Genomic DNA, 20,032 nt, shown 5'->3' with positions numbered 1-20,032 from the left:
TCTTCCTGATCAGATGCAAAGCCGCGCGAGCTGCTGCCGCGTCGGCGACGACAGTCGTGGTCAGACGGGGAAAGGAGGCGCTCGCGGCTGGGTTTGTGAGCGGGCGAGGAGATGGACCAGGCCGAGCTCACACCCACCCCATGCGATCCGCACCCAGCCGCGCTGCGGAGCTGCGGAGGTCGGTGCAGGCGGCGTGTCGAGAACGGCCGCGGCGTGAAGCACGCAGCACATCACGCAATCCAGGCCGCAGGCCGTGCGGTCGGCATCGCGGCTCGACGGCGAAGCATCCGGCTCGGCGTGGCAGATCACGGCGCCGGCAAGCGGATCGACCGCGCCGATAGCGGCCGCCGCCATCGCCGACGACACCACCGGCGCCAGCAGCTGGATGATCAGCGCCAGCACCGCAAGCGGCAGAACCCGCGCGATCCAACCGCGCCGCGCGTCGCCGTGAGCACGGCGACGGCGCTTGCGCAACGCGGTGGAGATCGCGAGGGCTGAGCTCATGGCACGCCGATCCTTGCGCCGGCGGCGCGCGCCGCCTGCTCGGCCAGCCGGATCAGCGGGCCGCGCTGGGTCAGCACCGCGTGGGTAGCTTCCGTCCCGGCACGCTCCGGCGATCCGGCTGCGAAGGGCGGCTGCGGATCATATTCGATCAGAAGCTGGATGCGCCGCGCGGTGTCTTCGTCGGTGAGCTGCGCGGCCAGCGCCAGGCCAAAATCGATGCCCGCGGTGACGCCACCGGCCGTGATGCGGTTGCGGTCCGACACCACGCGATCCGCGATCATGGTGGCGCCCATCAGCGGCAGCAAATCGCGCACGTACCAGTGCGACGTCGCCTTGTAGCCCTTCAACAGACCCGCCGCGCCGAGCAGCAGCGCGCCGGTGCAGACGCTGGTGACGAAGCGCGCGGTTTCGCCGCGCCTGGCGACGAAATCGATCGTGCGCGGATCGTTCATGCCGTCGACGGTGCCTTTCAGCCCGCCCGGAACGAACAGCACATCGAGCCCGGTCGCGGCGGTCTCGAAGCTGTGGGTTGGAGTCACGGGAATTCCGACATCCGTCATGACCGGAGCCATCGACGCTCCGATCAGTCGGATGTCGGCCTGCATGATGTTGAAGACGGTCAGCGGCCCGGTGAGATCGAGCAGAATCATCCCGGGATAGACGAGCAGGCCGATGACCGGCTTGGCCGCCGGTCGCGGTGTCTCCGCAGCTCGTGCGCCCGGCAGCAGCAAGCCGGCCAGTGACCCCGCCAGAAGCGACGTGTTGAAGACGCGTCGGTCCACGAATGCCCCCGTCGCCGCGTTACATCTTCATTCCCGAATGGTCGTGCTGCTTCATCATGCTGCCGCCCTCGCCGCCCGGCCCCTTGGCGCCGACCGCCTGCACCTCGAGCGTGACGGCGACCTTGCCGGCCTTCTCGAATTCCAGCGTGACCGGCAGCTTGTCGCCCTGCTTCAGCGGGCTCTTCAGCTCCATCAGCATCAGGTGATAGCCGCCCGGCGCCAGCGCGACGGTCTTGCCGGGCTCGATCACCAATCCCTTCTCCAGCGGCCGCATCGTCATCACGCCATTGCTGACCGCCATCTCGTGAACTTCGATCCGGCCGGCGACATCACCGGAGACAGCGACGAGGCGATCCGGCGCGCTGCCCTTGTTTTCGATGGTGAGATAACCCGCGCCGGTCTTGGCTCCGCCGGGGGTTGCGCGGCTCCAGGGCTGCGTGATCACGAGGTCACCAGCCTTCACGTCCGCAGCGAACGCCGCGGGAGAACCGGCCAGCAGAAGAGCGAGTGCAAACAGAGAGCGTCCGAGCAACGTCATGTGAGGATCCTTTCGGTCGTGGTCGCGATGCGCCGGCTTCGTGCCTTGGCGCGTGTCAGTCCGCCCAACGGGCTGGGCAGACGGCAGAAACAAAAACGAACATTTCGGGAGACAGCGGCCGCAGCGCGCGGCCACGCTTCACACGACAGGCGGTGCTCTGGCCTGTGCGTTGGTAAAGCTGTGCGCGGACGCGACGTCCGAGGCGGTCGTCCGCCAGATGACGTCGAACGCGTCACGTCGGGGAACATCGACGGCCGACAGGTCCGGCCCATCCAGCGTGGCCGGCTGCGCCGTGCAACACAGCGCGCAGGAAGCGGCGCCAGGCTTGCCGCGCGACTCGTCATCCGCTGGCTGGGAACCGGATTGGCTGTGGCAGATCTCGACGCCGCGCAGCGGGTCGGCGTTGACGAGGGCGGCCGCCCAGGCAGCCCCGATCGGCGCCAGGATCTGCACCATCAGCGCGATCAGCACGATCGGAAGAAACGCTTGCAGCCGCTGCCGCATCAAAGCCTGCCAAATGAACGGACCCGTTGTGACCGAGCCAGCGCCCCGAGTCGAGGCCACTCAGAACACACTGCGCACATTTCGCCAGCGTTCGTTGACTAAGAACAACCCCGCGGCGCGCAATCGCGCCTTGCCATTGTGGTATTTCAGCACCAACGACCGGAAAAGTCGAAAACAAAGCGCGCCAATTGCAAGCACTTACCGATCATTTCATCGACTGCGCGAAATTTGAACAATCGTTGCCGAAAAGGATGACAAACGCAAAAAGATCGTCTACGAATTTGGGCCTCAGGCTAACGCTTGCGGAAGTCTGGTGGTCCAAGTCTCGGGAGGAGCCCTGGCGCGCAACAAGCAGCGTCACCCCGCTTAACAAGATCAAATCTGAACTTGCGGGATATCAAAGGGTCGACACAATTTCCGAGCAGGGCCCGCTGCCCTGCTCTATTTTTTTGCCGGTCAACCGCATCCAGATGACCCTAGGCTCCCCCGCATGAACGCTGCCTGAATAGCCGGATCGGCGCAGACTCGCTCACGCCGCGCCTGCAGCCGCAAAGCATGGCAATGGTGCACGCCATGTCGGTTTTGTCGTCGGCCATGGCAGCGTGAGCGACAGCGGCTCCCGCCCACGCACAGTCCAGCGCAGGTCCTCGCCGTCGATCTCGAGCACGCCAAAGGCTCCCGCCGCATCACCGGAAATGAAGGTTTCGGTCAGCGACTGCAAGGTGATGTGCGGCGTGCCGTCGACCGTCGTCAGCGTATTCCAATGCACATGCCCCGCGAGCGCCACGATCGGACCCGGCGCGCTGGCGATGGCTGCGCGAATCGCGGCCCCCTCGGCATAGGTCGCGTGACCCGGATTGGCTTCGAAATAGTAGTTGCCGGTCTGGGCATGCCCCGACAGCGGCACGTGACTGACCAGCAAACTCGGGCGATCATCCTGCGCGAGCAGTTGGACCAGCCTTTCGAGATCGCCGGGAGACAGATGCAGACCCTGCTCGCGGGTGAGCCGCACATCGGGCTGCCAGAACACACACCTGACCTGCCCGATGACAAGGACGCGCGAGCCGCACGGCCGATCGAGAATCGCTTCATTGTCGGCGAGCGTCAGCATCGCGACGTCATGATTGCCGCTGAGGTGATGCCGGCTCGCGTCGAGCTGGGCGAAACACATCGCCACATCGCTCTGCAACAGGCGATCGCGTTCCGGATCCTCGTCGGAGATCCGATCTCCGAGATCGATGACCGCATCGAAACCAGCGCCGTTGACCTCTGCGACAAACTGCTCCAGCAGCGGTAGCGCGCGTGAGCCCCGCTTCGTCGGCGTGTCCTGGCCGTGATGAATGTCGCCGATCACGGCGATACGTGTCGATGCCATGCCGCATCTCCGAAGATGCCTTGAACGATCAAGTGCCGCCGCCGCGTAGCATGGCCGCATCACGGTTTTCTGACATCACGCGTGCAGCGCCACAGACAACAGACGCACCGCACAACATCCGGCTGTAGCTAGATGAGGAAGGTTGTGAAACACTGCAGGCCTTGGCGGCGCGATCAATGACGCCGCCAGACAACAATGGGACAGGGAGCACGGGATGTCCGGCACTGACAAAACATCCAAGACAACGGTCAAGACGAGGCGCGATCTTCTCCAGGCGGCGACAGCCGCGGGCTCCGCGGCGGCCCTGCTCGCCGGTTTCGGCATCAATCCGGCGCTCGCCGCCGAGATGGGCCGCTCCGAAAAGCCGCTCAAGGCGGCGTTCTCCAATGCCGGCCTGCAGGCCACCTGGTGCGCCCAGGGCAAGCAGGCGGCGGAATGGTGGGGCAAGCTGCTCAATGTCGAGGTGACCTGGTTCGACGGTCAGCTCGATGCGGTGAAGCAGCGTGCCGCGATCGACAATATGGCGTCGCAGAAATGGGACTTCGTCGCGATCCAGGCGTTCGGCATCGGAACGCTGACGCAGCCGGTGCAGAAGATGATCGATGCCGGCATCCCCGTGATCGACATGGACACGCTGATCGCGCCGCTGGATCAGATCAACGTCCACTCCTTCCTCGCGCCCGACAACGAGTTCATGGGCGCATCCGTCACCCAGGCGCTGGCGAACGCGATGGGCGGCAAGGGCAAGATCATCATGACGCAGGGTGCGCTCGGCCATACCGGCGCGCAGGGCCGCGCCAAAGGCTTCAACTCGGTGATCAAGCAGTTCCCGAACATCGAGGTGCTGGACACGCAGCCGGCGGACTGGGACGTGTCCAAGGCCGCGCGGCTGTGGGAGACCTATCTGACGAAATATCCGCAGATCGACGCGGCGTTCTTCCACAATGACGACATGGCGCTCGCGGCCTACAACATCATGAAGGCGCGCAACCGCACCAACATTCTGATCGGCGGCGTCGACGCCATGCCGCCAGCGATCCAGGCCGTCAGCGACGGCCGGATGTTCGCGACCGTGCGCAATCCGTCCTGCCGCATCCATGGCGGCGCGATCGTGGCCGGTGTGGCGGCGGTCACGGCCGGCGAGAAGAGCGGCCAGGGCATTCCGAAGCATGTCATCACCGACGGCCCCGTCGTGACCAAGGCCAATGCCGCGGGCATGCAATGGATGGAGGATCACTTCCTGATCTGAAGTCTCCTCCCATGTCGGACAGCCGCCCGCCTCTTCTGGAACTGCAGGACATCACCAAGTCGTTCGGCGGCGTCACCGCCTTGCGCGGCGTCGATTTCACGCTTCGTCCCGGCGAGATCCATGGTCTCGTCGGGGAGAACGGCGCCGGCAAGAGCACGCTGATGAAGATCATCGCCGGCGTGCACACCGGATTCTCCGGCCGTTTCCTGCTCGACGGCCGCGAGGTGCATTTCAACTCCGCCCGCGACGCCCGCACCGCCGGCATCGCCATGGTGCATCAGGAGCTGAGTGTCGCACCTGATCTCACCGTGGCCGAGAACGTGTTTCTCGGCAACCAGCCGACCAATGCGCTCGGCATCGTCCAGTGGCGCCGGATGGCGCGCGAGGCGGCCGAGCAATTGAAGAAGCTCGGCATCGACGCCGATCCGATGGGCCGGCTCGGCGACCTGCCGATCGGCGTGCAGCAGTTGATCGAGATCGCGCGGGTACTGTTCTCCGGCGCCCGCATCATCATCCTGGACGAGCCGACCTCGGCGCTGTCGCCGCCCGAGGTCGAGCGGCTGTTCGCAGCCCTGCGCAAGCTGCGCGAGCAGGGCACCGGGATCATCTTCATCTCGCATTTCATCGAGGACATCCTGCTGATCTCCGACGAGGTCACGGTGTTCCGCAACGGCCGCAAGATCATGGAGACGCGGGCGGCCGACACCAGCAAGGCCGCGCTGATCGAGGCCATGATCGGCAAGGGCCGCGATGCGCTGGAGGACAGCTACACCCACGACATCACCCTGCCCGCGCCGCCTGCCGGCAAGCCCGTGGTGGTCGAGGCCGCGGGCCTGTCGCTGGCCCGCAGCCTCAAGCGCGTGTCGTTCTCCGTTCACGCCGGCGAGGTGCTCGGCATCTACGGCTTCATGGGCTGCGGCCAGCTCGAGCTGGCGCGGATCCTGTTCGGCAAGCTGGCGCCCGATGCCGGCGAGTTGCGCCTGGCCGGCGAGCGCAACCGCTTCAAGAGCACGGCCGATGCACGCCGCGCCGGCATCGCCTTCGTGCCGGAGAGCCGGCGCGACATGCTGTTCCTGCAGGAGCCGGTGTACAAGAACGTCTCGATCAGCATCCTCGATCGCATCAATGCCGTGCTGCTGAAGCCGTCGCGCGAGCGCGCGCTAGCGAGGCGCCAGGTCGAGCAGCTCCAGATCCGGCCCGCCGATGTCGAGATCGATCTCGGCCTGCTCTCCGGCGGCAACCAGCAGAAGGTGGCGCTGGCCAAATGGCTCAGCCATCCGCCGCGGCTGCTGGTGCTGTGCGAGCCGACCCGCGGCATGGATGTCGGCGCCAAGAGCGACGTGATCGGAATCGTCCGGCAGCTGCGCGACCAGGGCATTGCCGTCATCGTGCTCTCGACCGAGCCGGAGACCGTGCTGTCGCTGGCCGATCGCGTCATCGTGCTCAAGCGCGGCGAGGTCGTGCGCGAATTCGCCGGCGAGACCATCAGCAAAGACCGTCTGCTCGAGGCGGCGTAGGGAGACTGTCATGGCGCATGGCGACACCGTTCCGATGCCGGAGGCGCAGCCGCGACGCGCGGGCGGCCTCGGCCAGTTGCTGCGCTCGCAGATGCGCAACATCGCGCCGTTCCTGACCTTGATCTTCCTCACTGCGTTCTTCGCGATTGCCAGCCCGTCCTTTGCGACGCTCGACAATGTCGGCAACATCCTGACCCAGGTCTCGGTCACCGGCATCATCGCGGTCGGCCTGACATTCGTGATCCTGTGCGCCGAGATCGATCTCTCGATCGCCGCCATCGCCAATGTCACCGGCATCGCGGTGGCCTTCTTCACCTTGCAGGACTCCTACGTCAACATCGCCAATCTGCCGCTCCCGGGCTTTGCCGCGATCCTGCTCGCTCTGGCCTTGTGCGCGCTGCTCGGCGCCGTCAACGCCTTCGGCCTGACGGTGATCGGCATTCCCTCCTTCATCATGACGCTCGCGATGATGCAGATCGCCGCCGGCACCTCGGCGATGCTGGTGCGCGGCCAGATCGCCTACAAGGTGCCACCGCTGATCACGACGCTCGGCTCCGGCTCGATCGCAGGCGTCCCCTGGATCGTGATCGTCGCCGCGCTGATGCTGCTGCTCGGCCACCTCGTGCTGACCTATACGCGCTTCGGCCGCTACGTCTACATGGTCGGCGGCAACCGCGAGGCAGCGGAATATTCCGGCCTGAACGTCAAGCTGATCCTCGGCAGCGTGATGGTGATCTCGGCGGTCTGCTCGGGGATCGGCGGCATGCTGGGCGTGGCGCATTTCGGCAGCGCGCAGCAGAACGAGTTCGACACCTACCTGCTCGACTCGATCGCCGCAGTCGTCGTCGGCGGCACCAGCCTGTTCGGCGGCCGCGGCGGCATCGGCAACACCATCGTCGGCCTGTTCGTGCTCGGCGTGCTCAACAACGGCCTCGACCACGTCAATATCGACAGCTTCCTGAAGATCCTGATCCGCGGCCTGATCCTGCTCGCCGCGCTGGTGATCAACGTCTACGCGCAGCGGCTGCGGGCAAAAGCGGCGGACTGATTGGTAAGCCTCCGCTCGCGATAAGCGGGACGGTGGAGTTGCCTCATGCCTGCTGCGGTTGCGCTGCCGTAGCCCGGATGAGCGCAGCGATATCCGGGATCAACGAGCCTCGTCGGAGAACCCGGATGTCGCTGCGCTCATCCGGGCTACGAAATATCTCCGCGTCATTGCAAGAGAAGCAATCCAGAGTCGTGAGGCGCTTCTGGATTGCCTCGTCGCTTCGCTCCTCGCAATGACGCGAACTATGAACGTGAATCAAAACGCCGGCTGCCAGTGGCGCAGCTCGCGTGCGGCACGCGTCACCGCCTCGATTGTCGCGAACGACGCCGTCTCGACCATCAGCGTTCGTGCCAGCCGGAGCGCCCGCGCCTCACAGGTCGCGCGTCGCCTCTCGTCCTCGATCAGCTCGAAATCGATGTTGTGCGCGAGGCCAAGGATGCGGCGGATGATCTTGGCGGCGGTGAAGCCGACCGCATCCTGGAACAGCCTCGCCATATAGGCCTGGCGTTCGGCCTCCAGCCGCGCCGCGCCCGCCTCACCCGGAAACAACGACAGCGGATAGGCATCGCCGGTCGCCTCGCGGCGCCACAGCGCCAGGAACTTGTCCGCGAACGCGGTCCAGACCTGATCGACCGTGGTCAGCACCCAGCTCTCGAAGGCGTCCCTGTCGCCGGCCGATCGTTCGTGACCGGCGGAGGCAAAATAGGCCATCAGCAGATTGGCGAGCACGGCGCCGACGTCAAACCCCATCGGCCCATAGAAGGCGAATTCGGGATCGATCACCTTGGTCTCGGCGTCCGTGACCATGATCGATCCCGTGTGCAGGTCGCCATGGATCAGCGCCTCGGCGTGCGACAGGAACTTCAGCTTCAGCCTGGAGATCGCGACATGCAGATCGAGGTCGGCGCGGATGTCAGCCGCGGTCGCATCGAGCCACGGCGAGGTCCAGCGGTTCTGCTCGGCGCTGCGATAGGGATCGGTGAAGATCAGGTCCTCGGTGATCTTGCAGAGCGCATGATTGCCGGCGAAGCTCGCGATCGCCTCCTTCTTTGCTGCCGCCGACAGCGCAAGGTCGGACGAAAAGAACAGCGTCCGCGCCATGAAGGTCGTGATGTGATCGACGAAGGCCGGATAGATCGTCCCAGCCACCAGCCCCTTGCGCATGATGATATGGGGCTCGAGCAGCTCCATCGCGGTCAGCGCCAGCGCCGGATCATGATGAATGATGGCCGGCACCAGTCCGGGCGCCAGCCGGCCCTGATGGCTGAGCGCCAGATGCTCGAAATGCGCGCGCGACAGCGGCAGCGGCCAGCTCTCGCCGACCAGGCGCACGTAAGGCAGAGCCTGCTTGACCGCGAGACCGCCGGACGAGCCCTTGACGATGAAGACGAGGTTGAGATTGCCGTCGCCGACCTCGGTGATCGACCAGCGATCGGCCGGTCCGCCGAGTTGCGCCGCGACGGCCGCTGTGCCTGCGAGATAGTCGCGCAGATCGGTTTCGTTCAAAATGCGATAGCCCGATGGCGTCCCCTGGCGGGCTTCGGCCGGTGTCGTCACGAACAATCTCCCTGTCGCTCTTGTTTTCTTCTCCTATAGCAAAAAAGCCGACGCGCGTCCGCGCATCGGCTTCGGAAGAATGTTGTGCGCCGCAAGCGGCCTAGAACGGCAGCCCCATCAGCTTCGACAGCCGCTCGATGCTGAAATAGCCGGCCTGATAGGCCGCGAGCGCGAGCGCGAAGATCACGGCCGACAACGATGTCGTCCAGATCAGGCGGCGGCCCATCAGGCTGATGGTCGGCGCGCCGGGATCGGTGCCCGGCGAGACGCCTCCGGTCTCGTGCTGGCTGCGCACGCCGAACGGCAGGATGACGAACAGCGTCACCCACCACAGCACGAAGTAGATCGCAAGCCAGGTCGAGATCGTATAGGCCATGATCGCGCTGCCTCAGGCCTGTTCGATTTCAACGAGCGCGCCGGAAAAATCCTTGGGATGCAGGAACAGCACCGGCTTGCCATGGGCGCCGATCTTGGGCTGGCCGTCGCCGAGCACACGCGCGCCTTCCTTGATCAGCGTGTCGCGCGAGGCGATGATGTCGGCCACCTCGTAGCAGACATGGTGGATGCCGCCATCGGCATTGCGCTCGAGGAATTTGGCGATCGGCGAGGCCTCGCCAAGCGGCTCGATGAACTCGATCTTGGTGTTCGGCAAGGTCACGAACACGGTGATCACGCCATGCTCCGGCAGCGGCACGGCTGACGAAATCTCGGCACCGAACGCCGCGCCATAGATCTTGGCGGCCTTCTCCGCATCCTTGACCGCGATGGCGACGTGATTGAGACGGCCCAGCATTGCATCCCTCCACATTTGATTTCGCGCGGCCGTTGATCGGCTCGCGTCAGACTTCCAGGACGTGAACGAGGCAGATCGGCTTCTTGCCCCATTGCTCGTTGACCGCGGCGCGCACCGCCCGCCGCACCGATTCCGCCGCCGCATCCGGATCGCGCCGCCGCGCCCGCGGCAGGCCTTCGAAGGTCGAGACGACGGCGTCGAACACGATGTCGTCCATCTCCTCGCCGGCCGCGTTCTTCTCGGGGATACCGACCATGTCGACTTCGGGATCGTCCGCCAGTTCGCCCTTCTCGGTGATGGCCATAGCGACGAAGATGCAGCCGGCAAACGCCATCTTGCGCCGCTCGACCACGGCCCGCGATTTCGCGTCCTCGACGATGGTGCCGTCCTTGTAGAGACGGCCCGCCGGCAGCTCGTCGATGATTCCGGGCTCGCCGGGACCGAGCTTGACGAGGTCGCCATTGCGGCAGGTGATCACCTTCGGCACGCCGCAGGCGCGCGCCAGCCGCGCGTGCTCGTGCAGATGCAGCGCCTCGCCATGCACGGGAATCAGCAGCTGCGGCCGCGTCCAGGCGATCATGTCGCGCAACTCGTCGCGGCGCGGATGGCCGGAGACGTGGACCAGATGGTTGCGGTCGGTGATGATCTCGATGCCTTGCTGCACCAGCCCGTTGATGACGGCGCCGACCGCCTTCTCATTGCCGGGAATGGTGCGCGAGGAGAAGATGACCGTATCGCCCTTGTTGAGGGTCACCAGCGGATGATCGTCATTGGCGATGCGCGCCAGCGCGGCGCGCGCCTCGCCCTGGCTGCCGGTGCAGAGCGCGAGCACCTTGTCGGCCGGGAAATGGCCGTAGAGGTCCATGCCGCGGAAATTCTGCACGCCGTCGAGATAGCCGGTCTCTCGCGCGACCTGGACGACGCGTTCCATGGCGCGGCCGACGATGACGACCTCGCGCTCGGCCTCGCGTGCGGCTTCAGCGACGGCACGGATGCGCGCAACATTGGAGGCGAAGGTGGTGACCGCGACGCGGCCCTTGGCTTCCTTCACCAGCATCGCGATGGTCTTGGCGACTTCGGCCTCGGACGGCGAGCGTCCCTCGCGGACGGCGTTGGTGGAGTCACCGATCAACGCCAGCAGCCCGGCATCGCCGAGCTCGCGCAGCCGCTTCTCGTCAGTCGGCGCGCCCAGCACCGGCGTCGGATCGATCTTCCAATCGCCGGTGTGCAGGACGGTGCCGACCTCGGTGTGGATGGCGAGTGCGTGCGATTCCGGAATCGAATGCGCGACCGGAATGAACTCGACGTTGAACGGGCCGATATCGACCCGGCCGCCGGAGGGGATCACCGTCACCGGGATCTTGGCCGGCAGCCGTTCGGCTTCGCACTTCGCCTCGAACAAGGCGGCGCTGAACTTGGTCGCGTAGATCGGACATTTCAGCCGCGGCCACAGATCGATGATGGCGCCGAAATGGTCCTCATGCGCGTGCGTCAGCACCAAGCCGACGAGGTTGTTGCGCTCCTTCTCGAGGAAAGCCACGTCGGGCATGATCAGGTCGATGCCCGGCAGATGCTCCTCGTCGCCGAAGGAGACGCCGAGATCGATCGCGAGCCAGGAGCGCTGGTGGCGGTTGCCGAGGCCGTAGATCGACAGGTTCATGCCGATCTCGCCAACCCCGCCAAGCGGGGCAAATGTCAGTTCGTCGGGACGCGCCATCTAGACCGCTCCTTTGGATGCGACCGAGCCGAAATGAACATCACCGGCCGTGATCGGCTCCAATCGTCCCTCCGCGGTCCGCACCAACATACAACCCTGTTCGTCGATCGTGTCGAAAATTCCCTCGATGATAGCATGTCCGGACCTGATGGCGACTGGCTGGCCGAGGCCGGCCGCGCGTTCCAGCCAGAGCCGGCGGATCTCAGCGAACCCCCGCCCTTCGTTCCAGATGCCGAAATATTCCACCCAGTTCTCGGTCAGCGCCGAGAACAGATCCTCGGCGCTGACCTCGACGCCAAGATCGCGCAACGAGACCGCCGGTGTCGGGGTATCGGTCGGTGCCGCCACGACGTTGGTTCCGATGCCCGCGACGACCGCGAGCCCACCGGCCACCTGCTCCGCCTCGAGCAGCATGCCGACGATCTTGCGCCCGCCGGCGAGCACGTCATTCGGCCATTTCACCGCAAAATCGAGTGCTGAACTGCCGCCGGATCGCAGCACAGCCTCGCGGCTTACCTGCCGCAGCGCGTTCTCGATCGCCAGGCAGGCGGCGAAGCCGAGGGTCGCGGCGACGACCGGCGCGACATTCAGCACTTCAAGGACGGAGGACGCCAGATTGCCGCGCGGCGCAACCCAAGGCCGCTGGCGGCGGCCGCGCCCGGCCGTCTGTTCCGTGGTGACGAACCAGCAAGGCGCCCTGGCGCCTTGCCGTGCAGCGGCCAAGGCCTCGATATTGGTCGAGCCGGCCTGATCGAAGACGACGAGCCCGTAGCCGCGGGCAGCGGCACGGGCCCCCAGAGCAAAGGTCATCTAGAACAGCGACTTCGCCGCGACCGCGGCGGCGCTGACCAGCGGGCCGGGATAGGCGAAGAACAGGATGTTGAAGATGCCGGAGATCGCCAGCACGGTGCGCAGCTCGACACGGACCGGATCGAGCGTGGCGAGCGGCTCGTCGAAATACATCGTCTTGACGATCAGCAGGTAATAATAGGCGCCGACCACGCTGGTGAGCACGCCGATCACCGACAGCGTGAACAGCCCCGCCTTGATCGCGGCGACGAAGACGTACCATTTGGCAAAGAAGCCCGCGAGCGGCGGAATTCCGGCCAGCGAGAACAGCAGCATCGCGAAGAAGAAGGCGAGCAGCGGATTGGTCCGGGACAGGCCGGCAAAGTCGCTGATCTTCTCGAACGACTGGCCGTTGCGCTTGATCGCCATGATCACGGCGAACGAGCCGAGCGTCATCGCGACATAGATCGCGATGTAGGTCAGCACGCCCTGCGCGCCTTCGACCGTGCCGGCGGCGAGGCCGACCAGCGCGAAGCCCATATGGCCGATCGAGGAATAGGCCATCAGGCGCTTGATATTGGTCTGCCCGATCGCCGCGAACGAGCCGAGCGCCATCGAGGCGATCGAGACGAACACGATGATTTGCTGCCACTGGAAGGTGATGCCGGGGAACGCGGTCAGCGCGACGCGGGCAAACACCGCGAGCGCGGCGACCTTCGGCGCCGAGGCAAAGAACGCGGTGACCGGGGTCGGTGCGCCCTCATAGACGTCCGGCGTCCACATGTGGAACGGCACCGCCGACACCTTGAAGCACAGGCCGGCGAACAGGAAGACGAGGCCAAAGATGATGCCGACGCTGCCGGTCTTGGCTGCGGCCGCAATGCCGGCAAAGCTGACCGTTCCGGTGAAACCGTAGATCAGAGAGGCGCCGTACAGCAGCATGCCGGAGGACAGCGCGCCGAGCACGAAATACTTCAGGCCGGCTTCGGTCGACTTGACGTTGTCGCGATGGCTGGCCGCGACGACATAGAGCGCAAGTGACATCAGCTCGAGGCCGAGATAGAGCGTGATCAGGTCGCCGGCCGAGATCAGCACGAGCATGCCGAGCGTCGAGAGCAGCACCAGGATCGCGTATTCGAAGATGCGGCGGTCCGGCGACGACAGGAATTCGGCCGACATCACCAAGGTGGCGACCGAGCCGATGATCGCCAGGATCTTCAGGAAGCGCGCGTAGCTGTCAGCGATGAAGCTGCCGCCGAAGGCCTGGCCGCCCGGCTGCCTGAGCACCAGGATGCCGACCACGATCAGCAGGACGACCGCAAGGCCGGTGACGATCCCCGTCGTCCCCTGCCCGCGAAACGCGCCCAGCATCAACAGCGCCATGGCCCCCAAAGCCAGCAGCAGCTCCGGCAGCACCACCCAAAGCTGAGGCCCAAGATTCTCGATCATCGTCTTTGTCCCGACCCCCTAGGGTCTCATCATTGGAGCAGCGCGGCGGCCTTCACGGCCGTCACGGCGGTATTGTAGTTGTTGACGAGCTGCTGCACCGAGGCCGCCGACATGTCGAGGATCGGCTTCGGATAGACGCCGAACAGGATGGTCAGCGCCACCAGCGGAAACAGGATCACGCCCTCGCGCAAGGTGAGATCCTTGATGCTGGCGAGCGACGGCTTGGTCAGCGCACCGAACACCACCTTGCGGTACAGCCACAGCGCATAGCCCGCCGACAGGATGACACCGAAGGTCGCGAAGAAGGCGGTCGGGATCGACACTTTGAACGTGCCGAGCAGGGTCATGAACTCGCCGACGAAGCCGGAGGTGCCGGGCAGACCGACATTGGCCATGGTGAACACCATGAACACCAGCGCGTAGATCGGCATCCGGTTGACGAGGCCGCCATAGGCCGCGATCTCGCGGGTGTGCATGCGGTCGTAGACGACCCCGACGCAGAGGAACAGCGCGCCCGAGACGATGCCGTGGGAGATCATCTGGAACACGCCGCCGGCGACGCCCTGCATGGTGCCGGCGAAGATGCCCATGGTCACGAAGCCCATATGCGCCACCGACGAGTAGGCGATCAGCTTCTTGATATCCTCCTGCATCAGCGCGACCAGCGAGGTGTAGATGATCGCGATCGCCGAGAGCGTCCACACCAGCGGCGCGAAATCGTGCGACGCCAGCGGGAACATCGGCAGCGAGAAGCGCAGGAAGCCGTAGCCGCCCATCTTCAAGAGGATCGCGGCCAGGATCACCGAGCCCGCGGTGGGCGCCTCGACGTGGGCGTCCGGCAGCCAGGTGTGAACCGGCCACATCGGCATCTTCACCGCAAAGGAGGCGAAGAAGGCCAGCCACGCCCAGGTCTGCAACGACCGCGGCACAGCCGTATGCATCAGGGTCGGGATGTCGGTCGTACCGGCGTTCCAATACAGCGCCATGATGGCGAGCAGCATCAGCACCGAGCCGAGCAGCGTGTAGAGGAAGAACTTGAAGGACGCGTAGACCCGGCGCGGACCGCCCCAGACGCCGATGATCAGGAACATCGGGATCAGGCCGCCCTCGAAGAACAGATAGAACAGCACGAGGTCGAGCGCGGAGAAGGTGCCGACCATCAGCGTTTCCAGGATCAGGAACGCCATCATGTATTCGCGCAGGCGATTGGTGACCGATTTCCAGCTCGCCACGATGCAGAACGGCATCAAGGCGGTGGTCAGGATCACGAACGGCAGCGAGATGCCGTCGACGCCCATGTGATAGCTGATCCCGGCCGCCAGCCAGTTCGACTTCTCGACGAACTGGAAGTCGGTCTGGTTGGGATCGAAGCGCAGCACCAGGAGCACCGACACCGCGAAGGTGATCAGCGTGGTCCACAGCGCGATCCAGCGCGCATTGCGCCGGGCGGCCTCGTCGTCGCCGCGCACCAGGTAGATCAGCAGCGCACCAACGATCGGCAGGAAGGTGACGACAGAGAGAATTGGCCAGGTGGTCATTGCTGGCCCCCCATGAACATGAACCAGGTGATCAGGCCGGCGACGCCGATCAGCATGGCAAAGGCGTAGTGATAGAGATAACCGGTCTGGATCTTGACGACGTTGCGCGTGACGTCGAGCACCCGCGCCGAGACGCCGTCAGGTCCGAACCCGTCGATGACGAAACCATCGCCCTTCTTCCAGAGGAAGCGGCCGAGCCACTTCGCCGGACGGACGAAGATGAAGTCATACAGCTCGTCGAAGTACCATTTGTTGAGCAGGAACCTGTAGAGCAGCGGCTGCTGCGCGGCCAGCTCCTCCGGAATATCCGGACGACTGACATAGAAGAAGTAGGACACCGCAAAGCCGAGCACCATCATGATGAAGGGCAGCTGGCCCAGCCAGAACGGCATGTGCTCCATGTCCTCCAGGATGTGCGGGTTCATCTTCAGCGACTCGCCGAAGAAGTGCTCGACGCCGTGCGGATCGGCGAACAGGCCCTTGAACGGGAAGCCCGCCAGGATGGAGCCCGCCGCGAGCACGCCGATCGGGATCAGCATCCAGATCGGGCTCTCATGCGCAGCCTCGTAATGATGCTGGTCATGCGGCGTGCCGAAGAAGGTCTTGAACACCAGACGCCAGGAGTAGAACGAGGTCAGGCCGGCGGCGACGATGGTGAGGAAGTAGGCGTAGGTCGCGAACGGATTATGCGAGGCATAGGCGGCCTCGATGATCGCGTCCTTGGAAAAGAAACCGGCAAAGCCCGGGAAACCCGTCAGCGCCAGGGTGCCGATCGTCATCACCGCAAACGTATACGGGATCTTCTTCCACAGACCGCCCATGTTGCGGATGTCCTGCTCGTGATGCATCGCGTAGATGACCGAGCCTGACCCTAAGAACAGCAGCGCCTTGAAGAAGGCGTGCGTGAACAGATGGAACATGCCGACCGAGTAGGCTCCTGCCCCCATCGCGACGAACATGTAGCCGAGCTGCGAGCAGGTCGAGTAGGCGACGATTCGCTTGATGTCGTTCTGCACCAGGCCGACGGTGGCGGCGAAGAACGCGGTGGTGGCACCGAAGAACATCACCACGGCCTGAGCGTTCGGCGCCAGCTCGAACAGCGGCGACAGGCGCGCCACCATGAACACGCCGGCGGTCACCATGGTCGCGGCGTGGATCAGCGCCGACACCGGGGTCGGACCTTCCATCGCGTCCGGCAGCCAGGTGTGCAGCAGGAACTGCGCCGACTTGCCCATCGCGCCCATGAACAGCAACAGGCAGGTGAGCGTCAGCGCATCGGCATGCCAGCCGAGGAAGTTGATGGTCTTGCCGGCAAAGCTCGGCGCGGCGGCGAAGATCGTCTCGAAATCGGTCGACTTCGCCAGCAGGAACACGGCGAAGATGCCGAGCGCAAAACCGAAATCGCCGACGCGGTTGACGACGAAGGCCTTGATCGCGGCGGCATTGGCCGAGGGCTTCTGGAACCAGAAGCCGATCAGCAGGTAACTCGCCAGACCGACGCCCTCCCAGCCGAAGAACAGCTGCACGAGGTTGTTCGCGGTCACCAGCATCAGCATCGCGAAGGTGAACAGCGAGAGATAGGCGAAGAAGCGCGGACGGTTCGGATCCTCGTCCATGTAGCCGATCGAATAGAGGTGGACGAGCGAGGACACGCTGGTCACAACGACCAGCATCACGGCGGTCAGCGTATCGACGCGCAGCGCCCAGGAGACCTGCAGCTCGCCCGAATTGATCCAGGGCAGCAGCTCCTTCACCCCGGCCTCGTGGTGCAAGAAGCCGACGCTCACGAGCATCGCCCAGGACAGCCCGGCCGACACGAACAGCAGCGCGGTCGTGATCGCCTGCGCGGCCCAGGTGCCGGCGGCCGGCGGCTCGGCGACGTGATGGTCGTTGTGACCGCCATGACCGTGATCGTCATGGCCATGATCGTCATGCGCATGGGCATGGGCGTCGGCAGCACCATGGTGGCCATGATCATGATGCTCGATCTCGTCGCCGCTCGGATGGCGTGCATGCGCCCCGAACAGCGCGATCAGGCCGGCCAGGATCGCGCCCAGCAGCGGCAGAAAGACAATGGCCTGGATCATTCGCCCGTTCCTTTACGCATGACCTTGCCGGCGAACCGGCCCCCATTCATCAGGATCATGCGCCCTTAGCCCTTCATCAGATTGACGTCTTCGACCGCGATCGAGCCGCGGTTGCGGAAGTAGACCACCAGCACGGCAAGACCGATCGCGGCTTCCGCCGCGGCCACCGTCAGCACCAAGAGCGCGAACACCTGGCCGACGATGTCGCCGAGGAAGGTCGAGAACGCCACCAGGTTGATGTTGACCGCGAGCAGGATCAGCTCGATCGACATCAGGATGACGATGATGTTCTTGCGGTTCAGGAAGATGCCGAGGATGCCGAGCGTGAACAGCATGGCCGCCACGGCCAGATAGTGTCCCAGTCCGATGGTCATTTCACCCACTCCGCGGCGTCCGTATCCTGCAGCCCCTGTCCGACCGCGACCTTGCGCACCGCCATCGCCATCTCCGGCGTGCGGGCGTTCTGGACGTTGATGTCCTGGCGCTTGACGCTGACCTTGTGGCGGAGCGTCAGCACGATGGCGCCGATCATCGCCACCAGCAGGATCATGCCCGACAGCTGGAAGTAATGAATGTACTTCGTATAGAGCACGAGGCCGAGCGCCTCGGTGTTGGTGACGTTGGTCGGGATCGCTGCCGTGATCGCCTTCGGCGTCGTCGGGTTGATGACCCAGTAGGACACCGTCAGCAGCAGCTCGAACAGGAAGATGCCGCCGATGACAAGGCCGATCGGCATATATTGCAGGAAGCCCTCGCGCAGCTCGGTGAAGTCGACGTCGAGCATCATGATCACGAACAGGAACAGCACCGCGACCGCGCCGACATAGACCACGACCAGGATCATCGCCAGGAATTCGGCGCCCATCAGCACGAACAGGCCGGAGGCGTTGACGAAAGCGAGGATCAGATAGAGCACCGAGTGAACGGGGTTCTTGGAGACGATCACCATCACGGCCGAGGCCACGCAGACCGCCGCGAACAGATAGAAGAAGAGCGCAGGAAGGATCATCGGACGGCCTCAGCGGTACGGCGCGTCGAGCGCGATGGCTTTGGAGATCTCGCGCTCCCAGCGGTCGCCATTCGCGAGCAGCTTGGCCTTGTCATAATACAGCTCCTCGCGTGTCTCGGTCGCGAACTCGAAGTTCGGTCCCTCGACGATGGCGTCGACCGGGCAGGCTTCCTGGCACAGGCCGCAATAGATGCATTTCACCATGTCGATGTCGTAGCGCACCGTGCGGCGGGTGCCGTCATTGCGGCGCGGACCGGCCTCGATCGTGATCGCCTGCGCCGGGCAGACGGCCTCGCACAGCTTGCAGGCGATGCAGCGCTCCTCGCCGTTGGGATAGCGGCGCAGCGCATGCTCGCCGCGGAAGCGCGGCGAGATCGGGCCCTTCTCGAACGGATAGTTCAGGGTCGGCTTCGGCTGGAAGAAGTAGCGCATCGCGAGGAAGAACGCGGAGACGAACTCGGACAGCAGCAGCGACCGTGCAGTGGCGGAAATGTTCATGACAGCCTCATTTCGGCGCGATGCCGGCGAAGTGCAGCACGCCCGCGACGATCACCACCATGACCAGCGACAGCGGCAGGAACACTTTCCAACCGAGTCGCATCAACTGGTCGTAGCGGTAGCGCGGCACGATCGCTTTCGCCATCGCGATCAGGAAGAACATGAAGAACAGCTTGAGTGCGAACCAGATGACGCCGGGCACCCAGTTGAACGGCGGCAGGTCGATCGGCGGCAGCCAGCCGCCGAGGAACAGGATCGTCGCCAGCGCGCACATCGTGGTGATGGCGACATATTCGCCGAGCATGAACAGCAGATATGGTGTCGAGCCGTATTCCACCATGAAGCCGGCGACGAGTTCCGATTCCGCTTCCACGAGGTCGAAGGGCGGACGGTTGGTCTCGGCCAGGGCCGAGACGTAGAACACCACGAACATCGGGAACAGCGGCCAGACGTACCAGTTCAGGATCGTCAGCTGCGGCAGGCCGATCAGGCTGGCGAGACCGCGGGCATGCTGCGCCTCGACCACCGCCGACAGGTTCAGGGTGCCGGCGCAGAGCAGCACGGTAATGATGACGAAGCCGATCGAGACCTCGTAGGACACCATCTGCGCCGCCGAGCGCAACGCTGCCAGGAACGGGTATTTCGAGTTCGACGACCAGCCGGCCATGATGATGCCGTAGATCGACAGCGACGAGATCGCGAAGATGAAGAGGATGCCGACATTGATGTCGGCGATCGCCCAGCCGAGATTGGTCGGGATGACAGCCCAGGCCGCCAGCGCCAGCACGCAGGACACCAGCGGCGCCAGCAGGAACACGCCCTTGTTGGCGCCCGCCGGGATGATCGGCTCCTTGAGCACGAACTTCAGCAGGTCGGCGAAGGACTGGAACAGGCCCCAGGGCCCGACCACGTTGGGTCCCCGGCGGATCTGCACCGCAGCCCAGATCTTGCGGTCAGCCAGCAGGATGTAGGCGATCGCGACCAGGAGGACGACGAGGAGCAGCACGCTCTGCGCGATCATGACGATCAGCGGCCAGAGGAAGCCGGTCCAGAATGAGCTCGCAAAGAAATCAGCCAT

The 20,032-nt window shown here is 64.9% G+C and carries 20 protein-coding genes; 3 read left to right on the top strand and 17 right to left on the bottom strand.

The annotated features are described in order from the left end of the window. Positions 1-60: 60 nt before the first annotated feature. The 5 genes from ACVIJ6_RS28110 to ACVIJ6_RS28090 all read right to left on the bottom strand — a co-directional run bounded on the left by ACVIJ6_RS28110 (position 61) and on the right by ACVIJ6_RS28090 (position 3,703). Positions 61-504 carry a DUF2946 family protein gene (locus ACVIJ6_RS28110; protein ID WP_456775369.1) on the bottom strand — a complete coding sequence of 148 codons (444 nt, stop codon included), beginning with the start codon at positions 502-504 and terminating at the stop codon, positions 61-63. After that, complete coding sequence (locus ACVIJ6_RS28105; RefSeq protein WP_456775368.1) at positions 501-1,286, bottom strand: DJ-1/PfpI family protein; 786 nt, start codon at positions 1,284-1,286, stop codon at positions 501-503. The genes ACVIJ6_RS28110 and ACVIJ6_RS28105 overlap by 4 nt, the downstream gene beginning before the upstream one ends. Before the next feature lie 19 nt (positions 1,287-1,305). After that, positions 1,306-1,824, bottom strand: coding sequence for a copper chaperone PCu(A)C (locus ACVIJ6_RS28100; protein WP_456775367.1), 519 nt, complete (start codon positions 1,822-1,824; stop codon positions 1,306-1,308). Positions 1,825-1,962: 138 nt separating this feature from the next. After that, positions 1,963-2,328, bottom strand: coding sequence for a DUF2946 family protein (locus ACVIJ6_RS28095; protein ID WP_456775366.1), 366 nt, complete (start codon positions 2,326-2,328; stop codon positions 1,963-1,965). A 529-nt stretch (positions 2,329-2,857) separates the two neighbouring features. Further along, complete coding sequence (locus tag ACVIJ6_RS28090; protein WP_456775365.1) at positions 2,858-3,703, bottom strand: metallophosphoesterase family protein; 846 nt, start codon at positions 3,701-3,703, stop codon at positions 2,858-2,860. Between the two features lie 214 nt (positions 3,704-3,917). On the opposite strand from ACVIJ6_RS28090, the gene ACVIJ6_RS28085 reads away from it, so the two are divergent. The 3 genes from ACVIJ6_RS28085 to ACVIJ6_RS28075 are packed head-to-tail and all read left to right on the top strand — an operon-like array spanning position 3,918 to position 7,517. After that, entirely contained in the window at positions 3,918-4,952 is a 1,035-nt protein-coding gene (locus ACVIJ6_RS28085) for a sugar ABC transporter substrate-binding protein (protein ID WP_012044567.1), read from the top strand. Positions 4,953-4,963: 11 nt separating this feature from the next. Next, positions 4,964-6,469, top strand: coding sequence for a sugar ABC transporter ATP-binding protein (locus tag ACVIJ6_RS28080; protein ID WP_456775364.1), 1,506 nt, complete (start codon positions 4,964-4,966; stop codon positions 6,467-6,469). A gap of 10 nt (positions 6,470-6,479) precedes the next feature. Continuing rightward, entirely contained in the window at positions 6,480-7,517 is a 1,038-nt protein-coding gene (locus tag ACVIJ6_RS28075; protein WP_456775363.1) for an ABC transporter permease, read from the top strand. 255 nt (positions 7,518-7,772) lie between these two features. Here ACVIJ6_RS28075 and mtnK read toward each other — a convergent pair whose 3' ends face one another. The 12 genes from mtnK to nuoH form a co-directional block, all read right to left on the bottom strand. After that, a complete protein-coding gene (gene mtnK / locus ACVIJ6_RS28070; protein ID WP_456775362.1) occupies positions 7,773-9,074 on the bottom strand; it encodes an S-methyl-5-thioribose kinase in 1,302 nt (433 codons plus the stop codon). 100 nt (positions 9,075-9,174) lie between these two features. Continuing rightward, positions 9,175-9,450, bottom strand: a complete 276-nt coding sequence (locus ACVIJ6_RS28065; RefSeq protein WP_456775361.1) for a DUF1467 family protein — start codon at positions 9,448-9,450, stop codon at positions 9,175-9,177. A 12-nt stretch (positions 9,451-9,462) separates the two neighbouring features. Next, a complete protein-coding gene (gene mce / locus ACVIJ6_RS28060; RefSeq protein ID WP_456775360.1) occupies positions 9,463-9,867 on the bottom strand; it encodes a methylmalonyl-CoA epimerase in 405 nt (134 codons plus the stop codon). Between the two features lie 46 nt (positions 9,868-9,913). After that, on the bottom strand, positions 9,914-11,584 hold the full coding sequence (locus ACVIJ6_RS28055; protein WP_456775359.1) for a ribonuclease J: 1,671 nt from the start codon (positions 11,582-11,584) through the stop codon (positions 9,914-9,916). After that, entirely contained in the window at positions 11,585-12,394 is an 810-nt protein-coding gene (locus ACVIJ6_RS28050) for a biotin--[acetyl-CoA-carboxylase] ligase (protein WP_456775358.1), read from the bottom strand. After that, complete coding sequence (gene nuoN, locus ACVIJ6_RS28045) at positions 12,395-13,822, bottom strand: NADH-quinone oxidoreductase subunit NuoN (RefSeq protein ID WP_456775357.1); 1,428 nt, start codon at positions 13,820-13,822, stop codon at positions 12,395-12,397. A gap of 29 nt (positions 13,823-13,851) precedes the next feature. Continuing rightward, complete coding sequence (locus ACVIJ6_RS28040) at positions 13,852-15,360, bottom strand: NADH-quinone oxidoreductase subunit M (protein WP_012044576.1); 1,509 nt, start codon at positions 15,358-15,360, stop codon at positions 13,852-13,854. Further along, positions 15,357-17,447: an NADH-quinone oxidoreductase subunit L gene (gene nuoL / locus ACVIJ6_RS28035; RefSeq protein WP_456775356.1), complete on the bottom strand. Its 2,091-nt coding sequence runs from the start codon at positions 17,445-17,447 to the stop codon at positions 15,357-15,359. Before nuoL ends, ACVIJ6_RS28040 begins: the two co-directional genes overlap by 4 nt. A 65-nt stretch (positions 17,448-17,512) precedes the next feature. Then, on the bottom strand, positions 17,513-17,821 hold the full coding sequence (gene nuoK / locus ACVIJ6_RS28030) for an NADH-quinone oxidoreductase subunit NuoK (protein ID WP_284418728.1): 309 nt from the start codon (positions 17,819-17,821) through the stop codon (positions 17,513-17,515). After that, entirely contained in the window at positions 17,818-18,456 is a 639-nt protein-coding gene (locus tag ACVIJ6_RS28025; RefSeq protein WP_012044578.1) for an NADH-quinone oxidoreductase subunit J, read from the bottom strand. Before ACVIJ6_RS28025 ends, nuoK begins: the two co-directional genes overlap by 4 nt. A 9-nt stretch (positions 18,457-18,465) precedes the next feature. Next, positions 18,466-18,954 carry an NADH-quinone oxidoreductase subunit NuoI gene (nuoI, locus tag ACVIJ6_RS28020; RefSeq protein WP_012044579.1) on the bottom strand — a complete coding sequence of 163 codons (489 nt, stop codon included), beginning with the start codon at positions 18,952-18,954 and terminating at the stop codon, positions 18,466-18,468. A 7-nt stretch (positions 18,955-18,961) separates the two neighbouring features. Further along, positions 18,962-20,032, bottom strand: a complete 1,071-nt coding sequence (gene nuoH, locus ACVIJ6_RS28015) for an NADH-quinone oxidoreductase subunit NuoH (RefSeq protein ID WP_012044580.1) — start codon at positions 20,030-20,032, stop codon at positions 18,962-18,964.

It is taken from the genome of Bradyrhizobium sp. USDA 4369, assembly GCF_054056435.1.
Note: the sequence above shows the minus strand (reverse complement) of the source record. Positions and strands in the feature narration are given on the sequence as shown.